This is a genomic window from Neorhizobium sp. T25_13, from assembly GCF_002968675.1.
GTDB classification, from domain to species: Bacteria; Pseudomonadota; Alphaproteobacteria; order Rhizobiales; family Rhizobiaceae; genus Neorhizobium; species Neorhizobium tomejilense.
This window is the reverse complement of record NZ_PVBI01000021.1, coordinates 1-13,304: the sequence shown is the minus strand read 5'-3', so window position 1 is coordinate 13,304 and position 13,304 is coordinate 1. Positions and strand designations below refer to the sequence as shown.

Genomic DNA, 13,304 nt, shown 5'->3' with positions numbered 1-13,304 from the left:
GGAAAGAAGAAGGGCGCCGACCGTTGCCGGCGGCGCCCCTGACCTTGCGACCTAGTTTTAAAAAATCAGCCTTCGTTGATCGGCAGGGCGACGAAGCGGCTGGTGTTGTTTTCACCGGCCACCTGGAACAGCGCGCGGGTGCGGCCGTCCTTTCGGGCCTGGTCGAGAACCTTGCCGACATCGGCGGCGCTGGTGACCTTGCGGTTGTTGACCGAGACGATCTTTTCTCCGGTCTTCAGGCCGCGGGCAGCGGCTTCGCTGTCCGGATCGACATCGGTGACCGAGAGACCGGAACCGTCCTCGGCCGGAGCGACGGTGATGCCGAGGCTGGCGAGCGCCTTGTCGCTGGAGGGCGCCGGGGCGTCGGGCTGCTTCGGCGTGGCCGCGGCGGCTTCGTCGCTCTGGAGGTTGCCGAGCGTGACCGGGATCTTCTGCGCCTTGCCGTCGCGCCACAGGTCGACATCGACCTTGGTGTTGGGGCCGAAGGCGGCGACGCGCTTGGCGAGGTCACGGGCATCCTTGATCGGCTGGCCGTTGACGGCGGTGATGACGTCGCCTTCCTTGATGCCGGCCTTCTGACCCGGAGAGCCTTCCTGCGGAGCAACGACGAGGGCGCCGGTCGCTTCCTTGAGGCCGAGCGAATCGGCGATATCCTGGGTGACCGGCTGAATCTGCACGCCGAGCCAGCCGCGATCGACCTTGCCGTCCTTCATCAGGTCGGCAACGACGTCCTTGGCGGTGGAAGACGGGATCGCGAACGCAATGCCGACATTGCCGCCCGACGGCGAGAAGATCGCGGTGTTGATGCCGACCACTTCGCCGGAGAGGTTGAAGGTCGGGCCGCCGGAATTGCCGCGGTTCACCGCCGCATCCACCTGGATATAGTCGTCATAGGGACCGGAGCCGATGTCGCGGCCGCGGGCCGAAACGATGCCTGCGGTGACCGTACCGCCGAGGCCGAACGGGTTGCCGACGGCAACCACCCAGTCGCCGACGCGGACCTTCGAGTCATCCGCGAAATTGACATAGGTGAACTTGCGGCTGGTGGCGTCGACCTTGAGCACGGCGAGATCGGTACGGCTGTCCTTGCCGACCAGCTTGGCTTCGAGTTCCGTACCATCGTTCATGACGACCGTGTAGGCGGAACCATCCGAAACGACGTGGTTGTTGGTGACGACGTAACCGTCTTCGGAGATGAAGAACCCGGAGCCCTGTGCCGCCGGGCGCAGACGGTGAGGACGGTTGCCGTCCTGGCCCCGCGGGCCGTTGCGGTCGGCGCGATCCTGGTTGCGGTTGTTGCGGTCGCCCGGAGCACCGGGAGCGCCCGGCACCTGGCCGCCGAATTCACGGAAGAACCGCTTCAGCGGATGGTCGTCGGGAAGCTGGTCGAAACCGCGGCCGCCGAAACTGAAGGAACTGGTGTCATCGGAAACGGGCTGGGCGTCAGACTGGACGCGCACGGAAACGACGGCGGGGGAAACGGCCGAAACGACATCGGCAAAGCTCGGGGCCTGCGGTGCGGTGACGCTGACCGGAGCAGCAAGGGACTGCGTGACCTGAGCCGGGATGCCGCTCGAGAGCATGACCGCGGCAAGACCAGCAACCGTGGTGGTCTTCAAGACGGTCTTCAGAGAGGGACGTCCGATATTGCGCATGTTTTAAGCTACCTTCTTCTCTTCAGTCATTTTGGCTGGAGGTCAGCCAGGCGGTGGATGACAAGAGATATAGGCGCTCGCAGGTTAACTGCAGGTGGCGGACGAATGAAATATTGGTAATGTTTGCGGCGGTCTGTTTGCGCCGCCTATTTTTTCAAAAGCTCTTCGATGCGCGCCTGTTCCTCAGTGGTCAGCGCCGCAACCGCGCGTTGGCTGGGACGCGTACGGACAAAAACCAGGATCGCCACGCCACCGACCAGCAGTAGCAGGACGGGAGTGGCCCACAGGATCACCGTCTTGGCGCTGAGCCGCGGCTTCAGGAGCACGAACTCGCCGTAGCGGGACACGACGTAGTCGATCACCTGATCGTCCGTGTCGCCGTTCGCCAGCCGCTCGCGCACCAGCACGCGCAGGTCGCGGGCAAGCTCCGCATTGGAGTCGTCGATCGACTGGTTCTGGCACACCATGCAGCGCAACTGCGCCGAAAGATTTCGGGCACGCTGCTCGAGCACGGGGTTGGAGAGCACTTCGTCGGGGTTGACGGCAAAAGCCGGGAGGGGGGCGAGGAAGACAAGAAAAAGCAGAAGAAACGAGAAAAATCCCCTTCTGGCCTGCCGGCCATCTCCCCCACAAGGGGGGAGAAAACTAGCGGCGACGCCTCGAATCCATCTCAAGGGTACAATGGAGCGGGGAAGCCCCTCCCCCTTGTGGGGAGGGGTTGGGGAGGGGTCTTTATCGACATAGCTCTTCATCACTCCGCCGCCTCCAGCCTGGCCTTGACCGGCTTCGCCTTCCGGCTCGGCGCGCCCACACGCAGTCTCCGATCCGAAAGTGAGACAAACCCGCCGACCATCATCACCAGAGCGCCGCCCCAGATGCAGAGAATGAACGGCTTCCACCAGATGCGCACGACCATGCCGCCGCTTTCCATCGCGTCGCCGAGCGAGACATAGAGCTGGCTGAGCCCGAAGGTGAGGATGCCGGCCTCCGTCGTCGGCATGCGCCGCGCCGTATAGAGCCGTTTCGACGACCAGACATCCGCCACCTGGACCCCGCCGCGGCTGACGGCGAAATGGCCGCGCTGTTCGGTATAGTTCGGCCCGACTGCATCGCGCAGCCCGTCATAGGTCAGCGAATAACCGCCGGCATCGACGGAAGCACCCTGCTTCATCTCGACCACCGTCTCGGTGCCGAAGGTCGTCGCTGCGAAAATGCCGAGCACCGTCACTCCGAGGCCGAAATGGGCGATCGCCGTGCCGAATACCGAGCGCGGCAGCCCGGCCAGCCGTTTCAGGCCGACCGACAGCCCGACTTTGATAAAATTGCCGCGATACCAGAGGTCGGCGAATGCACCGATCATGCCCCAGAAACCCAGCACCAGGCCGAAGATCGCCAGAACCGGTCCGCCGTTCTGGATATAAAAGAAGGCAAGGCCCGCAGCCAATGCCAGGCCGGCAAAGACATAGAGCCGCTGCAGGGCGCCCAGGAGATCGCCGCGCTTCCAGGCAAGCACCGGGCCGAACGGCACGGCGACCAGGAGCGGCAGCATCAGCAGGCCGAAGGTCATGTTGAAGAACGGCGCGCCGACCGAGATCTTTTCGCCGGTCAGCGTTTCGAGGACGAGCGGATAGAGCGTGCCGGTCAGCACCGTTGCCGTCGCCACCGTCAGGATCAGGTTGTTGAGCACCAATGCACCCTCGCGCGAGATCGGTGCGAAAATGCCGCCCGCCTTCAGCATCGGCGCCCGCCAGGCAAACAGCGCGAAGGCGCCGCCGATGAAGATGCCGAGAATGCAGAGGATGAATATCCCGCGGGTCGGATCGGTCGCAAACGAATGCACCGAGGTCAGTACGCCCGAGCGCACCAGGAAGGTGCCGAGCAGCGACAGCGAAAAGGTCATGATCGCCAGGAGCACGGTCCAGATCTTCAGCGCCTCGCGCTTTTCCATGACCAGCGCCGAATGGAGGAGCGCCGTGCCCGCGAGCCAGGGCATGAAGGAGGCGTTCTCGACCGGATCCCAGAACCACCAGCCGCCCCAGCCGAGCTCGTAATAGGCCCAGTAGGAACCCATGGCGATGCCGGCGGTCAGGAAGGTCCAGGCGGCGAGCGTCCACGGCCGCACCCAGCGGGCCCAGGCGGCATCGATGCGGCCTTCCATCAGCGCCGCAACGGCAAACGAGAAACAGACCGAGAAGCCCACATAACCGAGGTAGAGTAGCGGCGGATGTACGGCGAGGCCGAGATCCTGCAGCACCGGATTGAGATCCTGTCCCTCGGCCGGCGCCGGATCGAGGCGCAGGAACGGATTGGAGGTCAGGAGGATGAAGAACAGGAAGGCGGTCGAGATCCAGGCCTGAACGGCCAGAACATTGGCCCTCAACGTATCCGGCAGATTGCGGCCGAAGACAGCGACGAGCGCGCTGAAGAACACCAGGATCAGCAGCCAGAGCAGCATCGACCCTTCGTGATTGCCCCAGACGCCCGAGAACTTGTAGATCAGCGGCATTAGCGAGTGGGAATTCTCCCAGACGTTCGCGACCGAGAAATCCGAGACCATGTAGGCCCAGGTCAGCACGCCGAAGGAAAAGGCCACGAGCGCGAACAGTACCAGCGAGCCGGTCGGGGCCAGCGCCATCATCGCGACATCGCGGCGCCGAGCGCCGACGACCGGCAGCACCGAGACGATCAGCGCGGTTGCGAGCGCCAGAACAAGTGCATAATGGCCGATCTCGATGATCATCTCGTTGCCGTCCCCTTGGCGCCATCAGGCTGACCCTGGTTGCCTTGGCCCTCGTTCCAGACGCCCTGCGCCTTCAGTCGGTCCGCGACGTCCTTGGGCATGTAGTTCTCGTCGTGCTTGGCGAGCACGCTGTCGGCCACGAAACCGCGCGATGCCGCATCGAACGCGCCTTCGGTCACCACGCCCTGGCCCTCGCGAAACAGGTCCGGCAGGATGCCCGTGTAGGTGACGGGCACGCTGCCGGTTCCGTCCGTTATCGTAAAATTCACCGTCGAGCCCTGGCCGCGCTTTACCGATCCTTCGGCCACCAGCCCGCCGAGCCTGATGCGGGTGCCAGGCTTGAGGTCGGCCTTGGCGAGATCGGCCGGCATGAAGAAATAGGCGACCGACTGGCTGAAGGCGAACATGACGAGCAGCACTGCGACGAGGATGAAGCTCATGCCGCCCGCGATCACCGCCAGCCGTTTCTGTTTGCGCGTCATTGCGCCACTCCTTCGACGGTGATCCCCATCTCGTTGGCGAGCGCCACCAGCTCGCCTGAGGACGGGAACTGCTTGAGGCCGCTCTTCAAGGCGTCCTCGGCCCTGGATTTGTCGCCGAGCACGGAATAGGAGCGTACCAGCCTCACCCAGCCTTCGAGATTGTTCGGGTCCTGTTTCAGCCGTTCCGCAAGGCTGTCGACCATGCCGCGGATCATCGCCTGCCGATCGCCCTGCGACATGTTTGCGGCCGCCGCCATATCTGCCTGGGACGGATTGCCGGGCGCCTGCGCCGTGCCCTGTCCCGTCACGATGGTGCCGCCGTTCTTGACGATATGCTGGTTGATCAGCTGCATCCACGGCGCATCGGCCGGCGAACCCTTGGCAATCGTCTCGAACTGCGCCCTCGCTTCTGCCGCCCTGCCGGCCTGTTCGAAGCCGAGGCCGACATAGAAACGTGAACGCGGATTGTTCGGATCCAGCTTCACCGCCTGCTCGAAGGCGGAACGCGCGTCCTCGGTGACGATCCCGTCATTCGATGCGACCAGCGTTTCGCCGAGCCCGGCCAGCCGGACGGGACTTGGCCCAAGAACGCGGATCGCATTTCGGTAGGCCATCTCGGCATCGCCAAGCCGCATGGAGCGGAAATAGATCGGCGCAAGCAGATCCCAGCCGGCGCCGTCATTGGGATTTTCGGCCAGATGCCGCTCCGCCTTGGCGACCAGCAGCGCGACATTGTTGCCGGGGTTGGCAAGCCGCGCTTCAAGCGGCTGGTCCGGCAGCCCGGGATTGCCGAGCGCCAGGTAAAGACAGAGCCCGACGAGGGGCGGCACCAGCGTGACCACAGTGGTGGCGAGCGCATATTTTCGCGCCTTCGGAGCGGCGATCTCCCTGCCCTCCCCGGCACCGGCCGCGGCCAGCAGCCGGCGGCCGATTTCGGCGCGGGCGTATTCCGCTTCCTCCGCGTTGATCAGGCCCTGGGCCCGGTCGCGGTCCAGTTCGGCCAGCTGGTCGCGATAGACGGCGACCTCTCCGGCACGGTCAGCAGACGCTGTTTTGGTGGCTCGGGCGAAAGGCAGAATGAGGATTGCCGCAACGGCCGCCGTCAGAGCTGCGAGGATGATCCATAAAACCATAGTGGCCCAATACTGCAACGGCCCGCGCTTTCCAACAGCGCAGCCGGCGTTGACGCGAATTTGAGGCCTTTGGCCGCAAGTTCAAGCCTGCATATGGGGCCGATCCGATCTGGCGGCCATGACCCATGTCAAACGGCCGCAGAGGAAATCAGGTGAGCGGCGTCCAGGTGCCGTTGGAATTGCGGCAGGCAGCGCCCCGCGCCGTCATGTCGCGGCCATTCATGATTACCGTATGGCGATACTGACGGCAGTTCTGGGTGCCTACCTGATAGGGGGCGCTGGCGATCACCTGGCCGTTCGCGTCGTCACCCTTCCAGGTGATTACCTCGCCGCCCGCCGCCCCTTCCAGGGCGCGATATTCCGCCTCGAGGGCGCGGGAACGGTCGCTTGACGAAAGCGTTGCGCCGCTACGGCCGACGATGCCGCCCTGCAGCGCGGAAATATAGGATGTGGATGGCGAGGGCCGCGGTGTCAGCAGGCCGCGCGTGCCGCCTGTCCCCGCTCCTGAAGACGTGCCGCAACCTGCCAGCAGGCCGGCAACCACAAGCGATGAAACGGTATTTCGAAGGCTCAATAATCGCATCGTGTCGGAAACCGGTCGCGGCTCGTTTTCTTCGGAAAGCTCGCCGAGACTGGTCCGGTCCCGGCATGGCATCATTATGGCGTCATTGGGAAAACACACAAATCCGACGATCTTTCAGTCTCCCCGCATATTAGCAGACATATAGAAATGCCTCTTCCGACAAAGATATAGCAGGCGATCCATCCGTCCATAAGCAACGGCAGGGAATAGGCCGATGTTGCCCTTACGCCACAGTCATGCTGGACCTTGTTGTGAATTTCAGACGATCACGGGGCTTCCTTGGCGATGCTCGGAAGCAGAAGCTGCGCCCTCAGGCCACCCCGCGTACCGCGCGTCAGCTCGACCGAACCCTGATACTCGCCGGTAATCTCCCGCACGATCGACAGTCCGAGCCCGGCGCCCGGCTTGCTCTCGTCGAGGCGCCTGCCGCGTTTCATCGCTTCATGGATCTGATCCGGCTCCAGTCCCGGGCCATCGTCCTCGACAGCGACCTCGACCCAAGAGCGGCGCGCGGTTTCGCCTTCGCCGGATTGAGGTCCGGATGTGGGCGTCGCGGTGATCCAGACGCCGGTTTCGCAGAAGCGTGCGGCATTTTCGAGCAGGTTGCCGACCGTCTCCTCGACGTCCTGCTGTTCCATGGCAAGCGCCACGCCCGGCGGGAAGACCGACAGGTGGAACTCCTTTTCCGGATTGAGCCGTCGCATCACCCTGACCAGGCGTTCCAGCGCCGGCTCGAGCTCGGTCCGGGCAAGCAGCGATTCGCGTTGGGCGGCGATGCGCGCACGGTTCAGGTAGGATTGCACCTGCGCCTGCATTCCCTCCGCCTGCGACCGAACCATGTCCGACTGCACCTTTTCGACGGCACGCGATTCGTTGAGCAGAACCGCGATCGGCGTCTTCAGCGAATGGGCGAGATTGCCGACCTGCATGCGTGCCCGCTCGACGATGCGGCGGTTGCTTTCGATCAGCGCGTTGATATCGCTGGCAAGCGGCATGATTTCGCGCGGAAACTCGCCTTCCAGGCGTTCCGCCTCGCCGCGCCGCACCTTTTCGAGCGAGCGTCGCGCGCCGTCGAGCGGCTGCAGCCCGTAAAGGATCGCCAGGCCGTTGACGACCAGGCTGCCGAAACCGAAGACGGCAAGAGCGATATAGAGACTGCGGGTAAAGGCCTGGATATCCTCCTCGACAACCGCGAGATTGCCCGACACGCGGAAGCGCGCGGCGCGGCCTTCGCCGTCGAGTACGACTTCGGTTTCAGCGACCAGAACATGGTTCTTGTAGGCGTCGATCGCGGGGTAGAAGCGCTCGTAGCGATTGTTGAAGGGTACCGCCAGGATCGACGGCACGCTGATGTTCGAGGTGCCGAGCGAGGAGGAGGACAGCGGCGTGGCTGCGAAGGTGCCGAGGGGCTCGATGATCCAGTACCAGCCGGTCTCGGGCTGCGAGAAACGCAGGTCGCCGAGCTGAGGGCTGCCGGCCAGCTTGTTGTCGTCACCGATCGTGATCGAGTTGATGACGTTATAGAGCTGGGCGCGCAGGAGGTCGGTGAAGGCGCGTTCGGCCGACTGCCGGTAGAGCTGCGAGATGACGATCGAAATGACGACCAGAGCCAGCGCCGACCACAACGTGGCCAGAAGCAGCACGCGGGCAGTCAGCGATCTTGGTCCGATCATCCGGAATTTAGGGCGCATCGTTTGGCGCTTGCATCCTGTAGCCGAGTCCGCGGACCGTCTCGATGAGGTCGACACCGAGCTTCTTGCGAAGCCGGCCCACGAAAACTTCGATCGTATTGGAATCGCGGTCGAAATCCTGATCATACATATGCTCCACAAGCTCGGTGCGGGAAACGACCTGCCCCATGTGATGCATCAGGTAGGACAGCAGCCTGAATTCGTGCGAGGTGAGCTTCAGCGCGATGCCTTCGACGCTCGCCTTGGAAGCCTTGGTATCGAGCCGCACGGGCCCGCAGACGATTTCGGAGGACGAATGCCCCGCCGCCCGGCGGATCAGCGCCCGAACGCGGGCCAGCACTTCCTCCACATGGAAGGGTTTTGCGACATAGTCGTCGGCACCGGCATCGATGCCTGCCACCTTGTCGCTCCAGCGGTCGCGGGCCGTCAGCATCAGAACCGGCATGCCCTTGCCTCCGGCACGCCATTTCTCGACGACGGTGATGCCGTCCATGACCGGCAGGCCGATATCGAGGATCACCGCGTCATAAGGCTCGGTTTCGCCCAGATAATGGCCTTCCTCGCCATCGAAGGCCTGGTCGACCACATACCCCGACTCCTTCAGGGCGTCGGAAAGCTGCCGGTTGAGATTGACGTCGTCTTCGACCACCAGAATGCGCATGCACCGCCCCTCGAATGATATGCCGGCAGATGATCGCCGCCGGAGCCGCTTTACATCGGAACCCTGACGGTCACCTTGCGCGGTCTTTGATTGCCATCGCCTTGGACGAGCACCGTCACGACACAGGTCTGGCCATCGGAGGAGGGCTGAGCGGAAAGAAGCCGCCCGCCGGTTTCGCGCACCACGCGCGACGCCGCCGAGCCGCAATCGCCTGCGACGAGGACGAGATAATCACTCGCAGAGACCTTTTCCGGCAAAAAGCCGGCGAAACCGGCAAGCCCGGCGGTCAATATCGCGATGATTGGCAGTCGCGCCATGGTTACAATTTCCACTCACAAGACAAACAGGATTCATGTCCAAAGCATGTGATGGATTATGTAGCCAAAGGCGGCTGAATGGCAAATGAATGGTCCGTAATGCTTTCCTTCATGGGACTATTTTCCCCTGATTCCGGTCTGGGCCGCGATACGACCGTAGATCGCGAAAAACCCGCCGGCAGCCCCCGCCAGCGTCACCGCAAGCTCTGCGAGGTCTGCCTGGACATCCGCTCCGAGCTGAATTCCCATGACTTGCAGAAGCGAGGCGGCAACCGCAATCAACCCGCCCCAGACCGTTTTCGACTGATACCACACCTTCATGCCATCCATGTTCATCTCCTTGTTTCAACCTAGAATACAACGGCCGCCTCCGCGGGGACGCCGAGCGGGACCGCCCGGCCCATCTGCCGGACCCGCAACGAAAGGCTCGATCGGATACCGCCGAAATCGGCAATCTCGTCGGCCGCCGGATAGGTGAATGCGGGTTCCGTCACCTCGACCATCCGCCTGACGACGGGCCCGTCCAGCACCTCGAGCCGGTAGCGCTCCTCCGGCTCGTCCAGAGGAATTTCGATCCCGTCCCAATTGTCCGCCTCGACCCTGCCACGCCTCACCCAGGTCAGCCGGGCATCGCCGTCGACCTGCCGCTCGCCGCGGATATGTACCGGCGAAAGCGGCGTCTCGGCTCGCATGCCGCCCGCAAATCCATGCGGGCCGGAACGCCCGCCCGCCTGCCCCAGGCTTTCCGCCAGCCAGTTCATGGCCAGGCCGCGCTCCTCCGCCGACAGCCCCAGCGGTACAACCGCCTCGTCGAGCACGACGACGGCCGCGCCCGCTGCGGCGCCCGCCAACATGGCATCCTCGGTCCCCGCCAGCCCGCGCAACAGGTTCGACAGCGACCAGCGATTCGGGCTGGTCTCTTCGGCTGCAGCAAAGCCGAGCACTTCCCAGGCGCCGTTCTGCGCTTTCACGGCAATACGGTTTTCGCCGTTCAACACCGCCTGCTCGTCCGCCGACGACAGGCCGCCGAAAAACAGTTCGATCTCCATGGTCAGACCACGATCGAAGCGCCCGATCGCGCCGCCCGAAAGCGGCGCCGCCAGAATGCCGACCCTTGCCGGCCGGTCGAGCACCGAGCGCGTGCGATACCCTTCCGTCGTCACGGAGGAGGATAGCGCCATCCGCCGCCACGGCCGGCAGAAACCCGCAACGCGGGCGAAGCTCGCTGCCTCGCCGGGCGCAAACCGCGGCAGATCGAGAAAGTGCAGTAGCGGCGCAAATGCGTCGGAGACGGCGCTACCGCCATTCCTGTACCCCTCGCCGATCGCATAATTCAACGGCGCAAGCGGCGCGTGGTGCCGCGCCTCGATCCGCCGCGCCGCACCCTCTTCGATCCGTTCGACGATGAACGTTCCCTCCGGACCAGCGGCATCCGGCAGAGCCAGCCGCACCGCATCGCCGGGCTTGACGGCAATATCCACCGGCGAAAGCGCAAAACTCAACGACCGCCTCGCGACCCTGTGCGTGCGCAGCAGCGTCTCGACCGCACCGAGCGACGTCTCCTCCGGCAGCACGGCCGGCAAGTCGTAACTGAGGATGCGCTGGCTTTCCGCACGCGCCCGCCGCGATCGCACGCCCGCCTGTTCGTAGTCCAGGCTCGGATTGTAGGAGGTCAGCACCGCCTCCGCCGCAAAATCGCTGTCATGCCCGCGGTTTTCCGACCACAGCGGCTCATCCTCGATATCGGCAATGATGGCGATCTCCTTCGCCGCCAGGCTCGCCGTCAACCGCGACCGAAAGCGCAGCCTGCCGCCGTCTTCGGCGACATCCACTTGAAAGACCTCGAGCAACGGCTCCAGAAGCGCTCTCGCGGAAGTCACCTCGCCCTGCACGTAGCCAGTCAGGTCACCGCTCACTTCAGAAACGTCGAAATCTTGAAAACCATGTTCGGTCAGGATCGCGGCGATCGCATCGGCAAGCGTGGTTCCTCCCAGCCGGCCATTGAGCCAATGGCCCGTGCGCCAGTTGCCGCCATCACTCCAGGCCGAAAGATCGCCGGGAAAGGCCGGAACAGGCCGGGCATCCCATGTCCAGACAAAGACGTGGCCTGGATCGACCATGCCGGTCGGCGGCGCGTCACCCTGCCACCAGCCATGATGCGCTTCCAGAAACCGACGCTGTATGCTGTCCGACCGCCCGCCGCTCGAGAAATGCGGCAGCGCGCTTTCGGCCGATTTTGGGTCGGTAAAGACGTTCGGCTGATTGGCGCCCTTGTCGACCGCCGGGCACCCGAGTTCGGTAAACCAGATCGGCTTCATGCCAGGCACCCAGGCCGTGGGCATTGCAGTCTCGGCACCGCCCGCACGGTCATGATGCCGGTTCGACCACCAGCCCAAGAGGTCCTTGTAACGATAGACCCACGGCTTACCCGCCAGTCCGTCGCTGATCTGCGACCGCACCCGGTTCCGCCGGTCCGCATCGCTCGCATAATACCAGTCGAAACCCTCGCCGGCGGCGATCTGCGCCGCCATCGCTTGGGCATCATCCGCAAGACGAAAACCATCTGGATTTTTCTCCGAAAGATCTTCGTCGCGCCAATCGCCGAGCGGTATGTAGTTGTCGATGCCGACCGCATCGATATCCGCCGAAGCCCAGAGCGGATCGAGGTGGAAATGCACCTCGCCCGAACCGTCCTGCGGGTGATAACCGAAATATTCGCTCCAGTCGGCGCCGTAGGTGAGCTTCGTCCCCGGCCCGACGATCGCCCGCACATTCGCCGCAAGCTGAACCAGCTCCTGCACGAAAGGAAAGGTCCCCGTCTCGTCGCGCAATTGCGTCAGCCCGCGCAGCTCCGAGCCGAGGATGAAACCGTCGACCCCGCCCGTGGCCGCCGCCAGGCCGGCGTAATGCAGCACCATGCGCCGGTATCCCTCGGAACTCGCGCTGAAAGCCTGCACCTGCGCCCGCGCTTCTGCAGTCTTGTCCGCCGACAACGGATAACAGGTGATCCGCCCGCGCCAGGGAAAGGCCGCCTGCTCCACCCCGCCATAGGGGTCCGGTCGGCCATTGCCTGGCGGGATATCCATCATCAAGAACGGATAAAGATAGACCTTCAGCTCACGCGCCTTGAGGTCGGCGATCGCCTGCGCCACGCTCGCATCGCTCGGCGTGCCGCCGAAAGCCGGCCCGCTGAGCTGGCTCACCAGATGCGCGCCGCCGCGCGACATCCCGGCCACGGACCACTCCGCGCTCTCCTCCCACCGCTCGAGCACTTCGACACCCGGCACGATCCGGCAATGTCCTGCCCTGAGGTCCGTCCCGAACCAGGAGACCACCAGCGCCACCCGCTCGAGGTTCGGGCAGAGCGCCTGCAACTCGTCGAGCGGCGCCTGCCAGTCGGTTCCGGTCGCGAGCGTATGGCGATTGAGAATGCGCGCGCTGCCCTCGCCGGTCTTCTCCGTCACCGGCACGGTCGCATAACCATGTTCGGTCGCGCCCGGAGTGATCGTCACGGCGCGTATCTGATGCTCGAGCCTGCCCACCGGCCGCAGCACCTCGAACTGCAGGAGCGGGATGCGATTGCCGAAACTGTCGAGCGGCAGCCGTTCGAACACCACATAGGCCAGTCCGCGATAGGCCGGCGCATTGCCCTCACCCTGCTTCGCCTCGATCAGCGGATCGGGCAATTGCTCCCCGTCGCCACGATAGACCCGCATCTCGATCGCCGTCAGATCGAGCTCACGTCCATCGGCCCAGACCCGCCGCACGCCGGCGATCGGGCCCTCGCAGAGCCCGACCGCCAGGTTTGCGAAATAACGGAACGTCTCCACCCGCGGCCCGCTGGTCGTCTTGCCGCCGGAGCGCTCGCGCGTCACCTCCTCCTCGAAACGTGTCGCCCAGATCAGCGTGCCGCCGATCCGCGCCGTCCCGTAGATGCGGTTGATCGCCGTACCCTCGTCCGCACCCGGGATGCGTGCGGTCGCAAGACGAGGCCCGGAGATGGTCGCGCCGCTGCCGCCTATCAGCGCCCGATCGACCATGC

At 64.4% G+C, this 13,304-nt stretch carries 11 protein-coding genes; all 11 read right to left on the bottom strand.

All coding sequences use genetic code 11. The features are described 5' to 3' along the window. Positions 1–65 precede the first annotated feature (65 nt). Positions 66–1,655, bottom strand: a complete 1,590-nt coding sequence (locus C5J22_RS28610; protein WP_105441017.1) for a Do family serine endopeptidase — start codon at positions 1,653–1,655, stop codon at positions 66–68. Between the two features lie 146 nt (positions 1,656–1,801). Then, entirely contained in the window at positions 1,802–2,239 is a 438-nt protein-coding gene (locus C5J22_RS28605; protein ID WP_105441043.1) for a cytochrome c-type biogenesis protein, read from the bottom strand. Between the two features lie 167 nt (positions 2,240–2,406). Next, positions 2,407–4,395, bottom strand: coding sequence for a heme lyase CcmF/NrfE family subunit (locus tag C5J22_RS28600; protein ID WP_105441016.1), 1,989 nt, complete (start codon positions 4,393–4,395; stop codon positions 2,407–2,409). Further along, positions 4,392–4,877, bottom strand: a complete 486-nt coding sequence (gene ccmE, locus C5J22_RS28595) for a cytochrome c maturation protein CcmE (protein WP_105441015.1) — start codon at positions 4,875–4,877, stop codon at positions 4,392–4,394. The genes C5J22_RS28600 and ccmE overlap by 4 nt, the downstream gene beginning before the upstream one ends. Beyond that, the gene (gene ccmI / locus C5J22_RS28590) at positions 4,874–6,010 is read right to left on the bottom strand and encodes a c-type cytochrome biogenesis protein CcmI (protein ID WP_105441014.1); all 1,137 of its coding nucleotides are present in this window, start codon (positions 6,008–6,010) and stop codon (positions 4,874–4,876) included. Before ccmI ends, ccmE begins: the two co-directional genes overlap by 4 nt. A 148-nt stretch (positions 6,011–6,158) precedes the next feature. Beyond that, the gene (locus C5J22_RS28585) at positions 6,159–6,593 is read right to left on the bottom strand and encodes a hypothetical protein (RefSeq protein WP_105441042.1); all 435 of its coding nucleotides are present in this window, start codon (positions 6,591–6,593) and stop codon (positions 6,159–6,161) included. A 266-nt stretch (positions 6,594–6,859) separates the two neighbouring features. Beyond that, positions 6,860–8,266: an ATP-binding protein gene (locus C5J22_RS28580; RefSeq protein ID WP_371412680.1), complete on the bottom strand. Its 1,407-nt coding sequence runs from the start codon at positions 8,264–8,266 to the stop codon at positions 6,860–6,862. Positions 8,267–8,273: 7 nt separating this feature from the next. Continuing rightward, positions 8,274–8,945 carry a response regulator transcription factor gene (locus tag C5J22_RS28575; protein WP_105441013.1) on the bottom strand — a complete coding sequence of 224 codons (672 nt, stop codon included), beginning with the start codon at positions 8,943–8,945 and terminating at the stop codon, positions 8,274–8,276. Between the two features lie 50 nt (positions 8,946–8,995). After that, positions 8,996–9,262 carry a hypothetical protein gene (locus C5J22_RS28570; protein ID WP_105405477.1) on the bottom strand — a complete coding sequence of 89 codons (267 nt, stop codon included), beginning with the start codon at positions 9,260–9,262 and terminating at the stop codon, positions 8,996–8,998. A 117-nt stretch (positions 9,263–9,379) separates the two neighbouring features. After that, positions 9,380–9,592, bottom strand: coding sequence for a hypothetical protein (locus tag C5J22_RS28565; protein ID WP_105432298.1), 213 nt, complete (start codon positions 9,590–9,592; stop codon positions 9,380–9,382). 20 nt (positions 9,593–9,612) lie between these two features. Further along, positions 9,613–13,304, bottom strand: a 3,692-nt coding sequence (locus C5J22_RS28560) for a glycoside hydrolase/phage tail family protein (RefSeq protein ID WP_105441012.1), incomplete at its 5' end; no start/stop codon positions are given.